Below are 20030 nucleotides of genomic sequence, written 5' to 3' on the forward strand. Positions count from 1 at the left end.
CATCGAACTCGATCAGTGCAGGCCCGCCACGGGACTGGTATCGCAGGCACGGTCCGGGATGCGGCCGACGGACGGCAGCCCGAGTGTCACCGATCGCCTGCCGGTGCGGGAATGATCCTTATCCGGGTACGGCGGTGCGCCCGCCGCGGCGAGCGCCAATTCGGCATTGCCGCGCACACATTCGGGGTCCGGGCCGTCCAGCGGCAGTCCGGTGAAGAACTTCGCGGCCATGCAGCCGCCCTTACACGCATCGTACGCCGAGCACGATACGCACGCGCCGCCCGTCTGTGGCTTGCGCAGCTCGGTGAACAGTTCCGAAGTGCGCCACACGGTTTCGAAGCCACCCGGCTCGCGGACATTGCCCGCGAGGAATTCGTCGTGGATAGCGAACGGACAGGCGTAGACATCACCGACGGGATCGATCAGGCAGACCACCCGTCCTGCACCGCACAGATTCAAACCGGGCAGCGGTGTCGAGCCGAGGGCGTTGAGATGGAAGAACGAGTCGCCGGTCAGCACCTTTTCACCATTGGCGACCAGCCAGTCGTAGATCCGCAGTTGCTGGTCCGTGGTGGGGTGCAGGTCGTTCCAGACATCCGCGCCCCGGCCGGACGGTCGCAACCGGGTAATGCGCAGTTGGGCGCCGAATTCATCTGCGATGGCCTTGAATTCGTCGAGTTGGGCCACATTGTGGCGGGTCATGACCACCGAGATCTTGAAGTTCTCGAAGCCCGCGTCGGCGAGATTTCGCATGGCACGGTGGGCCATGGCGAATGAGCCGGGACCCCGGACCGCGTCATTGACCTCGGCGGTGGCGCCGTCGATGGAGATCTGGACGTCCACATAATCGGTGGCCGCGAGCCGTCGCGCACGCTCGGGGGTGATCCGAACTCCATTGGTGGAGAATTTGACTCCGACCTGGTGGTCGATCGCGTAGTCGAGCAGTTCCCAGAAGTCCGGCCGGATGGTCGGCTCACCACCGCCGATATTGACGTAGAACACCTGCATACGCTGCAGTTCATCGATTACCGACCGGCATTCGGCGGTGCTGAGCTCGCGTGGATCACGTCGCCCCGACGAGGACAGGCAGTGCTCACACGCCAGATTGCAGGCGTAGGTCAGCTCCCAGGTCAGACAGATCGGCGCGTCCAGGCCGTGTTCGAAATGCTCTACCAGTTTCATGATCGTTCCTGTCCGCATTCGAGCGTCCGGGGCCGGATGGTGCCCGCCTCGGACAATCCGGCAAGCGCACGCAGATAGCGGTCGTGTTCCGCCGCCGGGACCCGGGCCGTCGCGAGCGCGGCGGTCACGTCGGGCTGATGTGCCAGCTCCCGCACGACCGATACCAGCAAGGGAGACTTCAGAAAAGAGAGTCGGCGCGTCCCGAAGTCGTACAGCAGGGCACCGAACCGTTCGGGCCGCAACGACACCGACGCCGCCAGTGCATACGGGCGGGCCGGATCGAAGGGCCTGGTCTCAGTAGACACCGCACATGCCGTCGATCGAGACATCCTCCACCAGCAGGTCCGCTTCGACGGCGGTGTCGTCGTCGGTGCGGGTAGCGGTCGGCTCGGTCTCCACTCGGCGCATGACATGCTCCTCGATATCGAAGGTCGGATCTGTGATCAGGAGCATAATGTCACCGAGTGTCGAAATGGAAGGGCAATGACCGTTCAGCGGGCGGCCGCGCAGCGCAACCGGCGCGGAAGACGCCCCTCGACCAGTGCGATCGAACTGGAACATGCCGCATTCGAACTCTTCGAGCGCAATGGATTCGACGCGACCACGGTCGAGGACATCGCCGCCGCGGTCGGCATCACCAAACGCACGTTCTTCCGCTACTTCGATTCCAAGAACGATGTCGTCTGGGGTGACTTCAGCGAACAGTTGCGGGTGATGCGCGAGCGGTTCGCCCGCTGTCCCGCCGACCAGCCGATCATGGATGCGGTTCGCACCGTGGTAGTGGATTTCAACCGCTTCGACGCCGCGGCACTGCCCCGACACTGCCAGCGCATGCGCCTGATCCTCACGGTTCCGGCGCTGCAGGCACATTCGACACTGCGGTACCGCGAATGGCGCGACGTCGTCGCCGAATTCGCCGCCACCCGGCTCGGGGTATCGCCTCGGGACCTCATTCCGCAGGCCCTCGGCTATTCGGCACTCGGCGTCGCCATCGCCGCATACGACACTTGGCTCGCCATCCCCGGCACCGATCTCCCCGCCACGCTCGATCGCGCATTGCGCGGCCTCGCCAGCGGATTTGCGCACGCCGAATAAGATTCGACGACATGCCCAGCCCGCGCACAGAGCTGATCCACGAATCGACCTAATCCGCATTTTTGGCGAAAGCGCGCTGCCAGATCGCATGGTCGGTCCGCGGCCCGCCCGGGGTGTCCGCGCCGTACCGGGCGATCTCGGCCGGGAGATCGAGTGGCCGAGTCGGCGCGGTCATCTCCGCCAGCGCCGGCCCGACCGCCGCATCCGGCACCAGCCAGCACACCTCGAATTCGATGCCGTCGGGATCCGACCCGTACACCGCCTTCGTGCACCCGTGATCGGAGGCTCCGGTCAGCGCCGCGACGTCTCGCAGCACATCCCTGACTCGCCCCAGTTCGCGCAGCGTATCCACCTCCCAGGCCAGGTGGTAGAGCCCGACCCGGCCGGTGCGGTGCGCGCCGGCCGGATCCGACGACTGGAACAGCCCCAGGTCATGGTCATTAGCCGAACCCGCGGCCCGGAGGAACACACCGCCGGGGAATTCGCCGATCCGCCGGAACCCGAGCACCGCACCGTAGAAGGCAGCCGAGCGCTCCACCTCGGAGACGTACAGGACGGCATGGTTCAGTCGCTGAATAGGCATGGGGGCGGCTCCTTTTCGACATGGTCGTTGCTATGAGCCGACCATGAACGCGCACCCACCACAAGAGACCCGCCCACCGGGTGGTCGATATCCCGATTCCGGAGTTCGCCGGGCATAAACTGGGAAGCCAGCGCGGTAGCACCGCGGACCAACGACACCGAGCAGCACATGGCCGACCGCGATCCCCTGGCAACACAGACCAACCGGCCGCCGGATATCGGCAAGGAACTGGCAGGCACGGGTCTCGACGATCCGCAGCTGGTCGGCCGTGGCGGATTCGGTGTGGTCTATCGCTGTCGACAGCAGGCATTACACCGCGACGTCGCGGTCAAAATCCTCACCTCCGGTGAGTTCGAGTCGGAGAGTTCCGAACGATTCTTACGCGAGCAGCAGGCGATGGGCGCGCTGTCCGGGCATCCCAATATCGTGCACATCCTCGAGGTCGGCACCACCCGCAGCGGACGTCCCTATCTGGTGATGCCGTATCACGCCCGTGGTTCGCTGGAGGACCGTATCCGGACTGCGGGGCCCTTACCGCTGGCGGAGGCATTGCGAATCGCGATCAAACTGGCGGGCGCCCTCGAGACGGCACATCGGGCCGGGATACTGCATCGCGATATCAAGCCGGGCAATGTCCTGCTGACCGACTACGACGAACCCCAGCTCACCGATTTCGGCATTGCCCGCGTCACGGGCGGCTTCGAAACCACGACCGGCGTGGTCACCGGCTCCCCTGCATTCACCGCGCCGGAGGTCCTGCAATCGGGCGACTCGTCGGTGGCTTCGGACGTCTACGGACTCGGCGCGACCCTGTTCTGCATGATCACCGGCCACGCCGCCTACGAACGCCGCGCGGGCGAGCAGGTGGTCGCGCAATTTCTGCGCATCGCCGCCGAACCGCTGCCGAATCTGCGCCCGGAGGGCATCCCCGACGACGTTTGCGTCGCCATCGAGGCCAGCATGTCGCACAACCCGGCGGACCGCCCGCAGTCCGCTGCGGAATTCGGTGAGTCACTGCGCGCGATCCAGCGCGCCAACGGCGTGCCCGTTCAGGACATGACGCTGCCGAGTGTCAGGCCCATCGACACCGCGGTCCCGGGCACCCCGTCGAATGCCACCGCCGCGGCGTCGATCGCACCCGGGCGGACATCGTCCGCGCGGCCGACACCGGCCACTCCGGAAACCAAATTCCGCCCGACCATGTCCGGGCGCCGAATGGTCCAGCGAGACAGGCTGATCGACGCGATGCGAGCCGACCATCGGCGGCGTCTGATCGTCATCCACGCGCCCGCGGGGTTCGGCAAGAGCACCTTGGCCGCACAGTGGGCCAAATACCTCCACGAGGACCAGCAGGTGGCGGTCGCCTGGTTGAACGCCGCCGACGACGACAACAATGTCGTATGGTTCCTCGCCCACCTGATCGAGGCGATCCACCGGGTGCGGCCGGAACTGGCACCCACACTGGGCCGAGTACTCGAGGAGGAGGGCGAGCAGTCCACCCGCTATGTGCTCACCACACTGATCAACGACATCCACGAACAGCGCGAACGAGTGGCCGTGGTGATCGACGACTGGGATCGGGTCACCGATCCCGACGCCGTGGCGGCCCTGCGGTTCCTGCTGGAGAACGGCTGCCATCACCTGCAGATCATCATCACCAGCAGGTCATTGGCGGGAATACCGGTCGCCACCATGCGAGTTCGCCATGAACTCATCGAAATAGATTCCACCGCAATGCGTTTCGATGAGTCCGAGGTGAGCTCACTACTGGTCGGGCTCGGCGGCTTTGCCCTGGACGACGACGAGGTCGCCGCGCTGCGCACCGGCACCGAAGGCTGGATCGCGGCACTGCAACTCGCATCACTGTCGCTGCGCGAACACCATGATCCGACCACGCTCATCGACCACCTATCGGGGCGACACCAAGCCATCGCCGAATATCTGGCGGAGAACGTACTCGACACCGTGGATCCCGAATTATTCGATGCCCTGCTGGCAACCGCACTGCCCGAACGGATTTCCGGTGGCCTCGCCGCGGCGCTGACCGGACAGCAGCACGGGCAGGCACTGCTGGAAGATATCGAACGGCGAAATCTGTTCCTGCACCGTATCGACGAAGGCGGCGAATGGTTCCACTACGACCAACTGTTCGTCGAATTCCTGCGCCAACGACTCGCACGTGACCGCCCCCAACGGATAGCCGATCTGCACCGCACCGCTGCCGCCTGGTTCGCCGAGCACGGCATGCTCAGCGAGGCAGTCGATCACGCGCTGGCTTGCGGCGACGACGATTACGCGGTGGACCTCCTCGAAACCCGAGCCATGGACCTCGTCGAACATGCCCAGCTGGCGACATTGCAAGGGCTGGTCGCCAAACTTCCGCCGCGGCTCACTGCGACCCGGGCTCGACTTCAGGTCGCCCTCGCCTGGACCTACGCGATATTGCGCCGTCCCACCGAACTGCATACCGCGCTGCGCTTGGCCCGGACGGCGCTGGACGCAGCACCCGATCCGACGCTCACCGCCGAAGCGGCCCTGATCGGCTGTTCCGAACGCGCACTGGCCGATCAGGTCGAGGGTATCGAGGCCGTGGTGACCGACTGCCTGAAACGTACCGACACACTGTCACCGTGGACGTTGTCCGCGGCGGCGGCTTTCGCGGCGTTTCTGGCGACCGATCGCTTCGATTTCGACCGAGCGCGAGCGTGGCACCACTGGGCCGCGCCCTACCACCAGCAGGCCGGCGGGACATTCAGCCTGGTCTACAGCCACTGCCTGATCGGCCTTGCCGAGCGCGAACTACTCGATATCGCCGCGGCGGAGCACAGCTTCCGCACCGCCCTCCAAATTGCCGTCGACGCCTCCGGCACCCGGTCCTACGCGGCGCGACTGGCGAGTTCGTTGCTCGGTGAGCTGCTCTACGAACGCGATGAACTCGACGCCGCCGAGCAGTTGCTCGATCAGGCCGTCGAACTCGGAATCGGGGGCGGCCCAGTGGACTTCATGGTGGCGAGCTACGCGACCGGCGCCCGCATCAAGGCGGTGCGCGGCGATCTCGAAGGCGCGGCGCAGCGGCTGACGGACGGCGCGAGAACCGCGAAGGCGTTATCCCTGCCGCGACTGGCCGCGCGCATCACCAATGAACAAGTCCGACTCGGCCTGACCACCGCGTCGACGGCCGCCATGGTTCAGCCGAGCAGCGATAGCGCCATCGCGATCATCACCGCCGAACTGGGCGAGAACTCCGCGATCCGGACGCTGCTGCGGACCGCAGACCCCGCACTGATCGCCACCGCCTGCGTTCGTGCTCGCGCGCTGCGCGATTCGATCGACTCCACCCGCCGACCGCGCGCCGCTCTCGACGCCGAACTCCTGCTCGCGTCCTGCCTCGCGGCAGCCGAACAGACCGACCAAGCGCGAGATACCCTCGTGCCGATACTGGCCACCTGCGCCGACACCGTCCTGATCCGGCCACTGCGCGACGAAGGCCCCTGGCTGCGATCCCTGCTCCGCGGACTCGAACACGATCTGCGCGAGGGCAATTGGCGCGACGAATGGCCGCAGGTCCCGCAAGCCTTCTTGGCCATGGTTCTCGACGACTGAATACAGGGTGCGGGCCGCGCCCCTCCCGCCCGGGTCCAACGCCCCCCAGCGAGCCGTAGCCGGGCATCTGCAGATCCGGTCGAACCAGGTGACCTTGCAGCGTAGTGCCTTGCCGACTGGCGTTGGGATCGGATCGACTCGTATCACCGGGTGCTGGGCGGATTTGGGGGGTTGTGGGCTTGCTCCCGGAGGCGGTTGAACTCGCGTCTCAAACGGTCGACCTCGTCGCTGCCGGTGGTTGGAAACCGCAGGAGGGGTATTCGGTATGTGTTGCAAATGCTGTCCTTCAAGGCATCTCGGGACAACTGCAGCGGATTGTTCTCGTGATATGCGAAGCCGTCCACTTCGATCGCGCATAGCGGCAGATTGGTTACCCGGTTGTAGACGACGAAGTCGATCGACGCGCGCCTGCGTACGAAGCCGCGCTGCCCCTCGGTGAGCAAGTGGGTGTCCGGCAGTAGATTCATCAGCAGCACTTGCGAAGTGACACTCAGTTCACGGTATTCGTCCTCGTGCAGCAGGTCCTCGAGCACGGTCTGCATGATCACTTCGGACCGAACCTGCCCGGTTCGATTGCGTAGCCGATTCGCCAAGGGGCGCAAACGCGCCGAATATTCCTGGTACAGCAGGTCGAAGACCGATACCACCGAACTGTCGAAAGTCTCCTTATCCGGATTGTGGTATCGGATGTAGCCGATCAGATCCCGTAGGTGGCGACTCCCCGGCAGCATGTCGTGGTTGGTCACCAGCACGAAGCGCCTCTTGGCACGCGACACCGCGACATTGACCAACTGCGGCTGGTCCGCGAATTCCAGTCCGCCCTTTCCGCTTTGACTGGCTTCCCCCTCATCCAAGACGGTGGTCATGACGATGGCGTCCTTCTCACGTCCCTGGAAACTGTGCACGGTATCCGCCTCGATCGCGGCGATGAGCTGGTCGGCTGCCTTATTCGCCTGCTTGCGGTAGGGCGTGGTGATGCCGATCTGTTGGTTCGGGAAGTCGGCACAGTACTGTGGCAGCACTTCTCGCCGAATCACATCGATTTCCCGCTGATTGGTGCGCCCACCGCCTTCGTGCCAGCGCATATGGTTGCCCGCCTCGGTTCGCGCCACCACCATGGCCTCGTAGCCGTTCTGGCTACTGGTGAAGGGGATGAGTTGTTCGTCGTAGAACTTCTTGTTGCAGAAGCCGATAATGGCCGGGTCGCAACGGTAGTGTTCCTGCAGCATGACGCGCGGCAACTCAGCACCGTACAGTTCGATCAGCGACGCCAGAATACTGTGCTGCTGACAGTCGTACGCGGGCGCGGGCGCGGGCGGACACAATTGTTCCGGCATATTGTCGATGAACTGCAACTGCCGCAGATCGCCGACGACGATCAGATTTCGACAGCAGGCCATGGCAATTCCCGCTGCGAGCAGATCCACCTGCGATGCTTCATCGATGATGAGATAGTCCAGCAGGCGTCCCTTGCCGATACTGCGCTCGAGCGAGTGGCAAGTGCTCAAGATGACCGGATAGTCATGACTGAACCGACCCCACTGGCTTCGATAGCCCTTGTCATAGGTGCGAGGCGCCTGCCGCGCATAGCGCTGCCGCAGACACACGCCGAGCCAGTCCACGGAAAGTGTTCGCTGCTCTTCCGCCAGCCGCTCGAATCGCGCCCCCGCCAAGGAATTTCGAACCTTATCGATCTTCCGCTCGAGCTCGGCGATCTTCTTATCGTAGAAGGCCCGTTGCAGTCGCAGCACGATTTCCACGTCCCCGGCGTCGACGTGCCGCATGGATCGGTATTTGAAGTACTTCCGCATTCGGTCCCACAGCAGTGTGATGCCCGTGGTCCGGACCAGTTCGGGATCGGTGTCGCCGATGTAGACGAGAATCTTTGCCGCACTCCAGCGCAGCACCGGGAGTTGGTCGAGTTCCGGCAGCTCGTGCCGCTCGAAGTAGCCATTGAAATGGCGGCGCTCCAATTCGAAGGCGGCCAGGCGCGAACGCAATTGCGCCAGTTCTCGTTCGGTGTCCTGCAGGCCGCGCAGGCGACGATCGAGCTCGACCAGCCTTTCCGCCGAGGGCGGTTCCCGTTGGGCGGATGACCGCAGGGCCGCGACGACCTGATTCCGCGGTGCCTGATTGCCGAGAAATTTCGTCCGTTTCTCTGCACGCCCGAGATCGGCCGCGACATATCCGAATCCCGCCTCAGCGAGCTTATCGCGGACGTTCTCCACCGCCGCGTTGTTGGACGACACCACCGCGACCGTCCGCGATTCGTCGACAAGGATATTGGCGATCAGATTCAGAATGGTCTGCGTCTTCCCGGTCCCCGGCGGCCCATCGATCACCGAAATCGGGTGGCGCAGTGCATTGTCGATGGCTTCGCGTTGACTCAGATTGGTGTGAAACGGATAGATCGGCGGCGACGGCGAACCCTTCCGCACATCGATCGACCCGCTCTCGAGAAAGCGATGCAGTGCACTGTCCGGATGCACGAATGTCAATCCCGCGAATCCCTCACGCAGCGACCGGCTTTCGTCCGGCAGCAGTGCGGCCACCGCACGCCAGTACTGCAGAACATTCGTTGTCCGCACATCGAATGCCCCATTGCGAACGAACTCGACTTGCTCCCCCGAGCGCACGGCGCACTTTCCGGCAGTGCCGTAGAACAGATGCCACCACACCTGCCCGGCCCCGGTGAAGTAGCGTGCCTCGGTGATGTTGTTCCAGATCTCACCATCGACCGCGACGCCCATATCCGAACCGATCGCAACGACCTGAGGATTGTCGAGAACAAGAACACGTTGCGCCGCAAACCCGTAAGTTCTCTGGCCTGCATAGGTCACGTGCACCCGCCCGCCATCGAACCGCAGGCCGGTAACCTCCTTGGTCTTGTCCTCGAACACCCCGTCGGTACCAATGAGTACCGCAACCTGACGCGGATCCATCAAATGCCCCCTCCCCGGCTACCTCAGCCTCCCGAGCGTACTGCCCGAAAAGGCAAGCGGGGCAGCTTTTCTCGCTGAGCGCCAGTCGATCGCTGAGGGTGATGATCCAGCATGGTTCGGTGGCGGAGCCGTTGATCGAAACCCCCGCCCCCGGCCGGACATCGGCGACAGCCGTGTATCCCGCAGGCCGGTTTCAACCGTTGCCTGCTCAGCCAGGCATGGAAGCCTCCGGCAATCCCACATAGCGGTTACTGGTCGAGTTTGTCTTTCGGCGTGAAGACCGGCCAGTTCGCTGGGAACGGCAGTTACCGCAGGTGGTCGTACCACACCGGGTCGCGCGGGCCCACTGACTTGTATCGGGTGCGCCACTGGTCGCCCGGCCGGTCGTGTTCGTCGATGCTCGGCCAGATGCACGATCCGTGCCGCGAGTGAGATCCTTTGCCCGACAATACCATCCGGGATTCCGCGGCCGTCCCAGCGCTCGTAGACATGGTCCAGCGCTTCCAGCGATTCCGGTCGCAGCCCGAGCCCCGATCCGAGCGCCCGGCTGGTTTCACAGCCGCTGCGCATCGCCTCGACGCCGACCGTCGGAAAGGCGTCGACCAAGGTCTGCGCCAGCCGCGGCGCGTCCGCGCCAGCCCACTCGCCGAATCCGGCCAGTTGCCTCGCGAGCACGGTCTCGTCACCCGGGTCGAGGGTTTTGAGCGCGGTCTGGACGGCCACGTCGTCGCCGAACAGCGCGGCCAGTTCCGGCGCGTACGAGGTGCACCCCACCGAGCGCAGCAGCGCGGTCTCGAACACGGTCCGACACAGCACGGGATCGCTGTCCGGGAGCGCACCGGCGAACGAGGTGGCGACCGCGCACATGCGCAGCCCCTTCTCGAAGGTCATGCCCGCGGCCGGATCCGTGGTGAGCGACAGGGCCGCAAGCACTTCGGCCACCCGCAGCGGCGGTTCCTCGGCACGCGGCGCCGCGCCGGGGGAATCGATACCCATGTGTCCGTCCTCCCGATTGCTTGTCTGTCCGATGATCTCCCCCCCCCCCCGCCGGGGTTCGTCATCGGTCGAACAGCCTAGGGAGCCTTTCATCCGACGATCCCGCACACGGGCGCGCGAAACCAGGTGGAGATGGCACCACGGACGCCGGGGATCGCGCCGATGACCGCCTCGATTTCGGCCGGGTAGATGTTCACCCCATCGGAGACGACCATGTCGCTGGCTCGTCGTTGAGACACAGATAGCCGTCGGCATCGAGGTAGCCGATGTCGCCGAGCGTCACAAAGCCCGCGTTGTCCACGTCGGTACGTTTGGCGTCGTCACCGTCGAGCGAATGTGAATCTCCAATAATTCGAGAGCGGACGGTATGGCGAATGTGCGGTGCGGGGCGTTTCGACCGCGCCGACACCACGCTGGCATGATGAACAGGTCGCGGCCGGTCCCGGAACCGTCCTCGAAACCGGATGTCGCAGAGGGGAGAGCGGATGACCGCCGAACCGGCCGCTCCCGCAGTCGAACGAAGGACGAGGCCGCGCAACCGGCGCCAGCTGATCATCGCTGCGGCGGCCCAGCTGTTCTACCGGGACGGGTTCGATCACGTCGGCATGGGAGACATCGCCGAGGCCGTCGGCATCGGCCCGTCGGCGCTGTATCGACACTTCTCCGGAAAGCAGGATCTGCTCACAGCGGTCATCGACGCCGGCTTCCAGCCAGTGGCGGCACTTATCGACGAGATCGACCTGCGCGACAGTTCGACGACACTGCAGCGCCTGGGCGAACTGGCACTCGACGAGCGCTACGTCGGAGTGCTGTGGCGCCGCGAATCGCGCTACCTGCCCCCTGACGCGCGGGCTCGCCAGCGCGGCGACCTGTTCCGGATGTCAGCCCAGCTCGCCGACAAGGTCCGTTGCGCCCGAACAGATCTCGGCACCGATGCCGCCGACTTGCTGGCCTGGTCACTGCTTGCGGTGCTGGCCAGCCCGTCCTTCCACCGCCTCGAGCTGCCGCGGGCGGACTATGTGCGCCTACTCGCCGAACTGGCCGCCACTGTGCTCGACACCACCGTGCCAACCGGTTTCAGCGCCGGTGACCGCTACACCGGATCATCGAACCTGCTGCCGTTTTCTCGCCGCGAAGCGCTGCTGACCGAGGCCGTTCGAATGTTCGCGACCTACGGCTACGCGGAGGTCGGCATCGAGGACATCGGCAAAGCCGTCGGCGTCACCGGACCGAGCATCTACAACCACTTCTCGAGCAAGCTCGACATGCTGACCACCGCGTTCGACCGCGGTGGCGCAGCCCTGCTGCTGGACCTCTCGCCCGTTTTCAGCGACGCCACCGATGCCGGTGACGCATTGGGCCGGCTGATCGGCGACTACATCTCGTTCTGCCGGGCACACCATCACCTGATCGGCCTGCTGGTGACCGAGGTCGATCACCTGCCAGCCGAACACCGGCAGCGTGCACGCCAGGTGCAGCACGACTATGTCAGCGAATGGGTGCACCTGCTGCGATCGGTGGTTCCGGAGCTGGACGCCCCGACCGCGCGCATCCGTGTCCATGCGGCCCTGGCGGTAATCAACGATGCCGCGCGCATGCCGCACCTACGTACCAGCGCCGATCTCGGGCCGGTGCTGAACTCCCTGTCTCTCAGACTGCTCTCCGTCGAGCGATAAGTGAATTACCGGAAATCAAAGCTCCCACCTGGCTTCCGGATGCTCGTCCGGCGACGCGCAATACTTCCCGAACTTTCGAGTGCAATCCGCGCCCGGCAAGTCCCTGCGCACAGGGCGGCGGACTCCTCGATCCACAGGGTGCCGGTGTGCCCAAAGCCACCCTTCGGTTGCCGCCGCTGCCGACCAGCTCGGCGCGCGGATCGCCGACAGGCTGACCGGCGGTAGCCGAGTGAGACCGGCTTTGGCCACAGCGTCCTTGCACGGCCGGTTGCCCGCTCGAACACCGTCATCCAGCGACCGCGACCAGCGGCTCGACACCCAGCAATGCGGCCGTCCGCGCATAGACGGCACGGGCCAGGAGCGGATCCTGTGCCTGTCGGGACGGCATCGCGGGGCGGGACTCGGAGAAGTAGCCCCCACTCGGCTCGGGCGCCGGGGTCGCTTCCGCGAGGTGGACCACAGTCCGGATGCCCTCGGCCGGGGTGATGGCGAACGGCTTGAAAAGCGGTGCAGTCCACCGCATGAGGCCCCCGGCGCTGCGGTTGATACTGGTGTCCCGCACCATGCCGGGATTGGCGCTGTAGATGCTCATCCCGGCTGGCAGTCGTTGCGCCAGTTCGGAAGTTGCCAGCAGGCTCGCCAGCTTGCTGGTCGCGTAGACGTGGAGCTGGGAGTATCGCCGCCGCCACGACGTTCCGGTCACTTCGGGAGCCGTGCGGTCCAGGCGGCCCCGCTTCTCCACAAAGGTGGACAGATTGACGACTCGCGCATCGGCCTCGAGCGCCCCGAGCCCGATCAGGCTGTGCGTCAACAGAAACGGCGCGTGATGGTTGATCGCGTAGGCCCGTTCGAGCCCATCCTCGGTCTCCTCGTAGCGCGGGAACGCCGCACCCGCATTGTTGATCAGTACGTCGATGGACAGGCCATCGGCCGACATCCGCTCCGCCACCTCCCGCACCCGACTCATGCGGGACAGGTCCGCGACGTACGTGCGCGGCGGAATCGTCGGTGCACCAGTCGTCGTGCGGGCGGGGAAGCCCGCGACCGCCGCCTCGGCGCGGGCTCGATCCCGCCCGACCACCACGACGGCGTTGCCCGCACTCGCGAGATGACGCGCGGTGATCAGCCCGAGCCCGCTGGTGCCGCCGGTAATGACTACGGTCTTCGGATACGTCACGTGACCCTCCTTGGTTTGATGGGGATTTCGAGTAGGCCGGATCCACGGCCATGTCAGCTCACTTTTTGATACAAGGTGACGACGGCCGCGCCGCCGAGACCGATGTTGTGCTGCAACGCGACTCGCGCGTTGGGAACCTGCCGCGCGGCGGCCTGCCCGCGCAGCTGCCACACCAGCTCCGCGCATTGCGCCAGGCCGGTTGCGCCCAGCGGATGCCCCTTCGACAGCAGACCGCCCGACGGGTTGGTCACCACCCGGCCGCCGTAGGTGTTGTCACCGTCGGCGATGAACTTCTCCGCCGTGCCCTCCGGGGTGAGCCCGAGGGATTCATAGGTGAGCACTTCGTTCGTGGTGAAGCAGTCGTGCAGCTCGACCACCGGAATGTCGATCGGATCCACTCCGGCCGCCTCGTAAACCTGTTGTGCGGCAAGCTTGGACATCTCGTAGCCGACAATGGTGATCATCGATTGGTCGCTAAAGGTGGACGCGCGGTCGGTTGTCATCGTCTGCGCACCGATCACCACATCGGCGCGCAGCCCATGCTGGCGTGCATATTCCTCGCTCACCAGCACCGCGGCCGCGGAGCCGCAGGTCGGCGGACAGCATTGCAGCCGGGTAAGCGGGCCGTAGATCTGCGGCGAGGCGAGCACCTCCGCCTCGGTCACCGGATCGCGGAACACCGCATACGGATTGTTGACGGCATGCCGCCTGACCTTGACGGCGATCCGCGCGAACACCGCCGGATCCATCCCATACTTCTCGGCGTATTCGCGTCCCGCGCCACCGAAGAATTGCGCGGCGAACGGCGCGTTGCTCGTCTCCTGCAACCCGTGTACGACCTCGGTGAAGGTGTCGAACGGTGTCGGCCGATCGATATAGGACATGGCCAGTGCCCCGCGCTGCATCTGCTCGAACCCCAGCGCCAGCACTACATCGGCGACGCCGTGCTCGACGGCCTGCCGCGCCAGGTACAGCGCCGACGATCCGGTGGAGCAGTTGTTGTTGACGTTCACCACCGGAATGCCGCTGGTGCCAACGCGATACAGCGCCGCCTGCCCCGCCGTCGAATCGCCGTACACGTACCCCACATAGGCCTGCTCGACCGCCGCGTAGTCGATCCCCGCGTCGGCGATCGCCGCCCGCGCGGCGCTCTCGCCCATGACGTCGTAGGTCTGGGTGCGGCTCGGTGTGGTGAACGGGATCATGCCGACCCCGGCCACGACCACTCGACCGGTCATCACACACTCCTCGATATGTCATTATTCATGATTCACTTTAATACTTGATCCCTCGACTTCCACAAGAGTCAGTTGGTAATTGACTCCATACGAGTCGATGATCTACTAGTGGTGATTCACTTGACTTGGTATCGCCACAACGACCGATGACCACCATGAACCGAGGTAGGGGCGTGAGCACACCATTCACGCCCAGCCGGGCCCGCTCGCGGGCATCCGAGCTAACGAGCCGCGGCCGGTCGCCCCGCTTCTACTCGCCGATCTCGGCGCGGATGTAGTGCGGGTGCAGCGTCCCAGGCAGTTTCCCGCGAAACAGTCTCGGAAAGGTATTTGTTCGGGGATTCACCGCCGTACGAACCGGAGCGGTTTCATAGCACTCATCAGCCCTGGGCTCACCAAGGGCGTCGAGGCCGCGCTAACGACAAACGCGTTGCGGCAGGCCGTCACTGGTACTCCCGGTCAGGGTTGGACCGAAGAGGTGCACGTCGCCGACCGCAGCCCCGCCGCAACTGCTCAGCGCAGAGCCAAGAGGGAAGCCCACACGCCTCTGCGCGCCCACGAGCAGACCGACCCAAAGACGAGCTGGCGACCAGGCCGGCCAACAACATCGACGCGGTATTGCGATCTGTAAATCTGCTGTTCCGCCCGCTCCTGGCAGTGCGGGGTCAGGGGTTCGTTCATTAGCTCCACTTGAACAAGAGCCAGGTCCGGCAATAATCCGGATCCGGCCTATTCCAGAGGAACCCGGTATCGAAAGGAGATCGGCGTCAGTGCTGTGTCATCGATCTTCCACGGCTGAGTGATGACCGGTGTACCGCCATTCGTGCCCACTCCACTCGCTATGCCAGTTGGACGGAGGAGCGGAACGAGAAGTCTTGTCGCTCAACATCCCAGGTTGTCGTGCCCTGATTCAACGACAGGTACACCGCCTCACCCACGGCATCGAACAAGTACACCGCGTACCAGCCGTCCGTCGGCGCCGGGCTGCGAGCAGGATCGAAGTACCGGCTCCATGGCACCTCCGCCGGGGCCCCTTTGCCGCCACTACCTGACGCTCGCCACGCGGGCCGAATCGCGGCGAGTTCAGATCCGAGCTGATCCCGAATTACATGCTCCACCAGATCCTTACGCCGCTTCATCAACGCGCTCTTCGGATCCGGCGTGTACGCGGCTTGAAGTTTCAGGACCTCGTTCAAGGTTTCCCCCAGTGACATGACGAGCAATGTACTCGCCCCCGCCGACACAAACCGTTGACCCGCAACGGTTCTTCGAGAGTCAATACCGCTTCGGCTGACCCCATTGATTCGACGGACGCTCCGGAAACGCCACAGGATCATCACGGGGTGACACAGCGTCGGCGGGCGCGATCAAATCCAGGAAGATCCACTGCCCACCGGTCTCCACCGGCACCTCGATGCTCGCGATCCACCGACCATCCACCAGCCGATGCCAGGCCCGCTGAGTCGCAGGCATCTGTCCCGACAGCACCAACCCGTACTTCCTCACGGTCGCCGACACATCACGCGCAGATGGCACGCCATCACTGGAAAGGACGCGATCGATGTCGACGTAGACCGGCCGCGGCGGAGAGAACGGACGCCACACACTCCACTGCCGACGATCGAACATGTTTTCGAGTATTGCACACGCGCGGTAGCTCCGAGCCAGGCCGAACGGGATTGCCACGGTCGAACACGGTCATGTGGAGTCCCCGAAGCCTGCCGAAAGATCCCCCCGACCAGGCGATACGTCGAGGGGATTCAGTGGGCCTAACGCTGATCAATCCGAACCATCCCACGGCCGAGGGGCCGACGCTCCAGATCAAGCCGGTAGGCACGCACAAGGTGACACCGAGGGTGTGACCTGCGGTTTCGGTGGTTCGCTCGTTATCGGCATTCCTCGCACGCTTGCATGATCGGCGGCGCCGGAACACCCGACTCGATAGACATCCCGGTTGTAACCAGCGGAAAACACTCAATATGCGGCATCAGTACATGCTATGACTGGCTGTAGTGAGTTGCCCTGGGCCGATGGGGATTGCGGCCGCCTTGTACGGGATTGCGGACTCGCGCGAAATACAACGGGTTTGGCGTAGTCCGCTGGTCTGGGCAGTGCCGTGAGTCACGATTCCTGGTCGGCTCCGGTCATCAGGGCGAGCACGCTGTGGGGTGCGTCGTCATCGATCATGATCGTGTAGAAGCCGTCATCGTCTGCTTCTACGGCGGCGGCGCGGGTGTACATGCTCCGTTCGTGTTCAACGAGCGCGGCCTCGGCATCGTCCGGGTGCGCGGCGAGGGCCCGGCCGAGCTCGGCGCCGTCCCGCATGGCCAGGTTGGCGCCTTCGCCGTTCGGCGCCCGCAGGTGGGCGGCGTCGCCGAGCAGGGTCACCCCCGGTACACGGTCCCAGCGGTGCCCGGCCGGCAGCGTGAAGATGGGGCGCAGGACCGGCGGGGTGTCGCTGTCGGTGAGCAGAGCGGTGAGTTCAGGGGCCCAGCCATCGAACTCCGTCACGACCCGCGCGGTCAGGGCTGCGGCATCGGTGGTGTCGAGGTCAGCGAACCAGCCCCGGGGCTTGCGCAGCTGCGCGTAGGTGTGCAGGGTTCCGTCGCCCTCCCGATGGGCCAGCAGCCCCCGTCCCGGCGCGAGCGCGAACATTGATCCGCCACCGACCGCTTTCGCGGAGGCCGGATGGCGAGTGTCGCCATCGAACAGAAACGTCTCGATACTGCAGACGCCGAAGTAGTCGGGGGCGGCTCCGGACAGCACCGGGCGCACCCGCGACCAGGCGCCGTCGGCCCCGACGAGCAGACTCGCGACGACGGTGGTGCCGTCGGCGAAGCCGACCTCATGGCGGCCCTCGCCCAGGGGCCGCACGCCGGTGACCTTGTGCCCCCAGCGGACTGTGCCGGCGGGTAGCGAGTCGAGCAGCAGCTGCCGCAGCGCGGCGCGCGGCACCTCGGGGCGCGCGCCGGTGCCATCGTCGGGCAGGTCGAGCAGCACGCTCCCCGCCTGGTCCAGGACCCGATAGGTCTCGCGGCCCGGCAGGATCAGCTCGCGGAACTCCTCGGTCAGGCCCGCCGCCTCCAACGCGGCCTGACCGTTTTCGGGGTGGATGTCGAGCAGCCCGCCCTGACGGCGCGCGTCCGGCGAGGGCTCGGCCTCGTAGACCGTCACTGCGATGCCGTGCACATGCAGCACGCGGGCCAGCATCAGACCGCCCAGGCCTGCTCCGATGATCGTGACCGGTGTCGTCATGGTCTTCCTCCCACGTCTCCGGATCCTCAGCGAATCCAGATTGGATCGTCACTCCAAACACGTTAACACGAGATTGGATCAACGATCCATAAGTGTCATACTGGCCATATGGTGAAGAGAACCGCGGCGGGTTCTGGGCGGAGCCCGCGGCGCACGGACAGCCTGTCCAGGGAGCTGATCATTCGGGCCGCGACCGACCTTCTGGACGACGCCGGCGAGCCCGGTCTGACGCTGCGCGCTCTCACCATTCGCCTGCGCACCGGCTACGGAGCGATCTACCACCACGTCGCGGACAAGGGCGAGCTGCTCGCGGCGGCCACCGACGACATCATCACCCGCGTGCTGGCCGGTGCGGTCAGCGATCCCGATCCGCGCGAAGCCCTGCGTCGCCTCGCTATGGGCCTGTTCGACGCGATCGACGCACACCCCTGGGTCGGGGCGGAACTTTCCCGGCAACCGTGGCGGCCCGCGCTGGTGGACTTCTACGAGAGCATCGGCAGACTACTGGACGCCCTCGCCGTCCCCGAGCATGCGCGCTTCGACGCGGCTGGCACGCTGGTGAACTACGTCCTCGGCGTCGCCGTGCAGAACGCCGCGAACGCCCGGCTCCGAGCCGGCAGCGATACGGACCGAGCGGCCTTCCTGGACAACGCCGCCGCGCAATGGGCGCAACTGGACCCCGGCCAGTACCCGTTCGTGCACGCGGCAGTGACGCAGCTGCGCGAGCACGACGACCGCCAACAATTCCTCGTCGGAGTCGACATCTTCCTGACCGGTATCTCAACCCTGCATTGAAGGGCCACAAGCGCCGCCGCCCCCACCTCGCATTGGCCGTCGAACAGGCACGTAACGAGGACCGGGTATCGGGTGCTGTACAGCTCCCGCTTGTCTCGTTCCGGCACACCTACACCTTCGCTACGGATGGCGCTGTCGTCGTGTCGGATTCGACGCTGCGGTTCCGTCACCGGACGGAAGTCGAGGCGGACCTGGTCGCTCATGGGTACCAGGTCCGAGACGTCCGGGACGCGCCCGATCGTCCCGGACGGGAGTTCGTGTTCATCGCCGAGAAGACGTCCTGAACCAGCTCCGAGGACCCACGCTATTCGGCATGAGCGCTCACTCGTTCCAGCTATGGCCAGCGCACGAGGGTGAGCGTGCACTCTAACCGACCCCCGACGACGCAGCCCAGCCCTATGCGCCGGTTGTGCCACACCGACTTCCGCCATCGACAGCGAGCAACGACAGCCACGAGCCCATCCGGAAGCTTATGCACGATATGCCGAGGCTGCGCGCGCTCCAGCACGTAAATGGTTCGGACTACTACCCGAATGCAACAAAGCCACAGGCTGTTGACCTGCGGCTTGCCATTTTGTGGTCCCAGCTGGTTTCGAACCAGCGACCTTCCGCGTGTGAGGCGGACGCTCTCCCGCTGAGCTATGGGACCGAAATTGTATTCGAGCGGGGCCGGAGTGGCCGTTCGAACGAGATGGAACCTTAGCACGCATCACCGGCGTCCCACCAAATCGCCACCTCGTGGGGGTGGGATCCAGTGAATTCGCTACGGATTCCGGAGACGCGATGGACGAATCCCTAAGGTTCCCAGCAGAACCGATGCTTCGATCGAGTGGCCGCCGAGTCGTTCACTCCGGCGAGGCGGAAGCTCCGGCGGCTCGACTGGCCCGCCGTAGATCTCGGGCTGACGCGTCACGCGGTCGACTGGATCCCCGACCACGTCAGGGCTGTGGCACCCCGATCGACATATACCGTCCCGGCGTCTCGATACCGGACTACAAGTCGCAGTGCAGACTCCACTCACCCCGTTGAAACCGACATGGGGTCCCGCTGCGCCGTATCCCGCCCCGATTCATGCCCCCGAACAACACGCGTGTGATTCCAGTTCGGGCCGTTCTACCAGCGGATTTGTAGGTTGCGGCGAACGTCGGCTAATGTTCTGTCTCGCACCACGGAGGGCAGCGAGCCTCCCGGAAGTGCAAATGCGGATGTAGCGCAGCTGGTAGCGCATCACCTTGCCAAGGTGAGGGTCGCGGGTTCGAATCCCGTCATCCGCTCGAGGAGTAGGGCCAGGCAGTATTCAAGCCTTCCCCCTTCGCACGGTGGAGTGGCCGAGTGGTGAGGCAACGGCCTGCAAAGCCGTGCACACGGGTTCGATTCCCGTCTCCACCTCGCGCGATTAGCTCAGCGGGAGAGCGCTTCCCTGACACGGAAGAGGTCACTGGTTCAATCCCAGTATCGCGCACCACCGTCTCCGCAGGTCAGCCCCGG

General features: G+C 65.1%; 17 protein-coding genes, 4 tRNA genes and 1 pseudogene. 8 read left to right on the forward strand and 14 right to left on the reverse strand.

The window, feature by feature from the left end:
* Nucleotides 1–12: 12 nt before the first annotated feature.
* The 3 genes from mftC to mftA are packed head-to-tail and all read right to left on the reverse strand — an operon-like array spanning nucleotide 13 to nucleotide 1635.
* Nucleotides 13–1182: a mycofactocin radical SAM maturase gene (mftC, locus tag ABZ293_RS07735; protein ID WP_355178307.1), complete on the reverse strand. Its 1170-nt coding sequence runs from the start codon at nucleotides 1180–1182 to the stop codon at nucleotides 13–15.
* The gene (gene mftB, locus ABZ293_RS07740; RefSeq protein WP_355178308.1) at nucleotides 1179–1487 is read right to left on the reverse strand and encodes a mycofactocin biosynthesis chaperone MftB; all 309 of its coding nucleotides are present in this window, start codon (nucleotides 1485–1487) and stop codon (nucleotides 1179–1181) included. The genes mftC and mftB overlap by 4 nt, the downstream gene beginning before the upstream one ends.
* On the reverse strand, nucleotides 1477–1635 hold the full coding sequence (gene mftA, locus ABZ293_RS07745; protein WP_354950637.1) for a mycofactocin precursor MftA: 159 nt from the start codon (nucleotides 1633–1635) through the stop codon (nucleotides 1477–1479). The genes mftB and mftA overlap by 11 nt, the downstream gene beginning before the upstream one ends.
* Before the next feature lie 30 nt (nucleotides 1636–1665).
* Here mftA and mftR point away from each other — a divergent pair, with 30 nt between their 5' ends.
* Entirely contained in the window at nucleotides 1666–2277 is a 612-nt protein-coding gene (gene mftR / locus ABZ293_RS07750; protein ID WP_355178310.1) for a mycofactocin system transcriptional regulator, read from the forward strand.
* Between the two features lie 49 nt (nucleotides 2278–2326).
* Here the strand turns inward: mftR and ABZ293_RS07755 are convergent, their stop codons facing one another.
* The gene (locus ABZ293_RS07755; protein ID WP_355178312.1) at nucleotides 2327–2860 is read right to left on the reverse strand and encodes a VOC family protein; all 534 of its coding nucleotides are present in this window, start codon (nucleotides 2858–2860) and stop codon (nucleotides 2327–2329) included.
* Between the two features lie 168 nt (nucleotides 2861–3028).
* Here ABZ293_RS07755 and ABZ293_RS07760 point away from each other — a divergent pair, with 168 nt between their 5' ends.
* A complete protein-coding gene (locus ABZ293_RS07760) occupies nucleotides 3029–6463 on the forward strand; it encodes a protein kinase (RefSeq protein ID WP_355178314.1) in 3435 nt (1144 codons plus the stop codon).
* 143 nt (nucleotides 6464–6606) lie between these two features.
* On the opposite strand, the gene ABZ293_RS07765 is transcribed toward ABZ293_RS07760, so the two are convergent.
* The 4 genes and pseudogenes from ABZ293_RS07765 to ABZ293_RS07780 all read right to left on the reverse strand — a co-directional run bounded on the left by ABZ293_RS07765 (nucleotide 6607) and on the right by ABZ293_RS07780 (nucleotide 10813).
* The gene (locus ABZ293_RS07765) at nucleotides 6607–9405 is read right to left on the reverse strand and encodes an AAA domain-containing protein (RefSeq protein WP_355178316.1); all 2799 of its coding nucleotides are present in this window, start codon (nucleotides 9403–9405) and stop codon (nucleotides 6607–6609) included.
* A gap of 447 nt (nucleotides 9406–9852) precedes the next feature.
* Nucleotides 9853–10494: pseudogene (locus ABZ293_RS07770) on the reverse strand (hypothetical protein); the annotation flags it as partial.
* Entirely contained in the window at nucleotides 10491–10616 is a 126-nt protein-coding gene (locus ABZ293_RS07775; RefSeq protein ID WP_355178318.1) for a hypothetical protein, read from the reverse strand. The gene ABZ293_RS07775 and the pseudogene ABZ293_RS07770, both read right to left, overlap by 4 nt.
* Nucleotides 10595–10813, reverse strand: coding sequence for a hypothetical protein (locus tag ABZ293_RS07780; RefSeq protein ID WP_355178320.1), 219 nt, complete (start codon nucleotides 10811–10813; stop codon nucleotides 10595–10597). Before ABZ293_RS07780 ends, ABZ293_RS07775 begins: the two co-directional genes overlap by 22 nt.
* A 73-nt stretch (nucleotides 10814–10886) precedes the next feature.
* Between ABZ293_RS07780 and ABZ293_RS07785 the strand changes: the two genes are divergently transcribed.
* The gene (locus ABZ293_RS07785) at nucleotides 10887–12077 is read left to right on the forward strand and encodes a TetR/AcrR family transcriptional regulator (RefSeq protein ID WP_355178322.1); all 1191 of its coding nucleotides are present in this window, start codon (nucleotides 10887–10889) and stop codon (nucleotides 12075–12077) included.
* A gap of 286 nt (nucleotides 12078–12363) precedes the next feature.
* Here ABZ293_RS07785 and ABZ293_RS07790 read toward each other — a convergent pair whose 3' ends face one another.
* The 5 genes from ABZ293_RS07790 to ABZ293_RS07810 all read right to left on the reverse strand — a co-directional run bounded on the left by ABZ293_RS07790 (nucleotide 12364) and on the right by ABZ293_RS07810 (nucleotide 17747).
* Nucleotides 12364–13254 carry an SDR family NAD(P)-dependent oxidoreductase gene (locus tag ABZ293_RS07790; protein ID WP_355178324.1) on the reverse strand — a complete coding sequence of 297 codons (891 nt, stop codon included), beginning with the start codon at nucleotides 13252–13254 and terminating at the stop codon, nucleotides 12364–12366.
* A gap of 53 nt (nucleotides 13255–13307) precedes the next feature.
* Nucleotides 13308–14492, reverse strand: coding sequence for a lipid-transfer protein (locus ABZ293_RS07795; RefSeq protein ID WP_355178326.1), 1185 nt, complete (start codon nucleotides 14490–14492; stop codon nucleotides 13308–13310).
* Nucleotides 14493–15331: 839 nt separating this feature from the next.
* Nucleotides 15332–15706 carry a DUF3578 domain-containing protein gene (locus ABZ293_RS07800; protein WP_355178328.1) on the reverse strand — a complete coding sequence of 125 codons (375 nt, stop codon included), beginning with the start codon at nucleotides 15704–15706 and terminating at the stop codon, nucleotides 15332–15334.
* Between the two features lie 61 nt (nucleotides 15707–15767).
* Entirely contained in the window at nucleotides 15768–16121 is a 354-nt protein-coding gene (locus ABZ293_RS07805) for a hypothetical protein (protein WP_355178330.1), read from the reverse strand.
* Nucleotides 16122–16613: 492 nt separating this feature from the next.
* Nucleotides 16614–17747: an NAD(P)/FAD-dependent oxidoreductase gene (locus ABZ293_RS07810; protein ID WP_355178332.1), complete on the reverse strand. Its 1134-nt coding sequence runs from the start codon at nucleotides 17745–17747 to the stop codon at nucleotides 16614–16616.
* Between the two features lie 108 nt (nucleotides 17748–17855).
* Here ABZ293_RS07810 and ABZ293_RS07815 point away from each other — a divergent pair, with 108 nt between their 5' ends.
* Nucleotides 17856–18542 (forward strand): TetR/AcrR family transcriptional regulator C-terminal domain-containing protein, encoded by a 687-nt coding sequence (locus ABZ293_RS07815; RefSeq protein ID WP_355178334.1) that lies wholly within the window; start codon nucleotides 17856–17858, stop codon nucleotides 18540–18542.
* Nucleotides 18539–18826 carry a hypothetical protein gene (locus ABZ293_RS07820; RefSeq protein WP_355178336.1) on the forward strand — a complete coding sequence of 96 codons (288 nt, stop codon included), beginning with the start codon at nucleotides 18539–18541 and terminating at the stop codon, nucleotides 18824–18826. Before ABZ293_RS07815 ends, ABZ293_RS07820 begins: the two co-directional genes overlap by 4 nt.
* Nucleotides 18827–19119: 293 nt before the next feature.
* Here the strand turns inward: ABZ293_RS07820 and ABZ293_RS07825 are convergent.
* Nucleotides 19120–19191, reverse strand: a tRNA-Val gene (locus ABZ293_RS07825).
* Nucleotides 19192–19743: 552 nt separating this feature from the next.
* On the opposite strand from ABZ293_RS07825, the gene ABZ293_RS07830 reads away from it, so the two are divergent.
* From ABZ293_RS07830 to ABZ293_RS07840, 3 genes are all read left to right on the forward strand, one after another.
* A tRNA-Gly gene (locus tag ABZ293_RS07830) sits at nucleotides 19744–19816 on the forward strand.
* Nucleotides 19817–19860: 44 nt separating this feature from the next.
* A tRNA-Cys gene (locus tag ABZ293_RS07835) sits at nucleotides 19861–19931 on the forward strand.
* A gap of 1 nt (nucleotide 19932) precedes the next feature.
* Nucleotides 19933–20007: transfer RNA gene (locus ABZ293_RS07840), tRNA-Val, on the forward strand.
* Nucleotides 20008–20030: the final 23 nt, after the last annotated feature.

Source organism: Nocardia sp. NPDC005998 (genome assembly GCF_040614395.1).
GTDB lineage: Bacteria > Actinomycetota > Actinomycetes > Mycobacteriales > Mycobacteriaceae > Nocardia.

Excerpts from the sequence above, each read along its gene's own strand:
- mftC (WP_355178307.1), bottom strand. The coding sequence starts at position 1,182 with ATGAAACTGGTAGAGCATTTCGAACACGGCCTGGACGCGCCGATCTGT.
- ABZ293_RS07810 (WP_355178332.1), bottom strand. The coding sequence starts at position 17,747 with ATGACGACACCGGTCACGATCATCGGAGCAGGCCTGGGCGGTCTGATG.
- mftA (WP_354950637.1), bottom strand. The coding sequence starts at position 1,635 with ATGCTCCTGATCACAGATCCGACCTTCGATATCGAGGAGCATGTCATG.
- ABZ293_RS07795 (WP_355178326.1), bottom strand. The coding sequence starts at position 14,492 with ATGACCGGTCGAGTGGTCGTGGCCGGGGTCGGCATGATCCCGTTCACC.
- ABZ293_RS07775 (WP_355178318.1), bottom strand. The coding sequence starts at position 10,616 with ATGGTCGTCTCCGATGGGGTGAACATCTACCCGGCCGAAATCGAGGCG.
- ABZ293_RS07760 (WP_355178314.1), top strand. The coding sequence starts at position 3,029 with ATGGCCGACCGCGATCCCCTGGCAACACAGACCAACCGGCCGCCGGAT.
- ABZ293_RS07755 (WP_355178312.1), bottom strand. The coding sequence starts at position 2,860 with ATGCCTATTCAGCGACTGAACCATGCCGTCCTGTACGTCTCCGAGGTG.
- ABZ293_RS07785 (WP_355178322.1), top strand. The coding sequence starts at position 10,887 with ATGACCGCCGAACCGGCCGCTCCCGCAGTCGAACGAAGGACGAGGCCG.
- ABZ293_RS07765 (WP_355178316.1), bottom strand. The coding sequence starts at position 9,405 with ATGGATCCGCGTCAGGTTGCGGTACTCATTGGTACCGACGGGGTGTTC.
- mftR (WP_355178310.1), top strand. The coding sequence starts at position 1,666 with ATGACCGTTCAGCGGGCGGCCGCGCAGCGCAACCGGCGCGGAAGACGC.
- ABZ293_RS07805 (WP_355178330.1), bottom strand. The coding sequence starts at position 16,121 with ATGTTCGATCGTCGGCAGTGGAGTGTGTGGCGTCCGTTCTCTCCGCCG.
- ABZ293_RS07815 (WP_355178334.1), top strand. The coding sequence starts at position 17,856 with ATGGTGAAGAGAACCGCGGCGGGTTCTGGGCGGAGCCCGCGGCGCACG.
- ABZ293_RS07800 (WP_355178328.1), bottom strand. The coding sequence starts at position 15,706 with ATGTCACTGGGGGAAACCTTGAACGAGGTCCTGAAACTTCAAGCCGCG.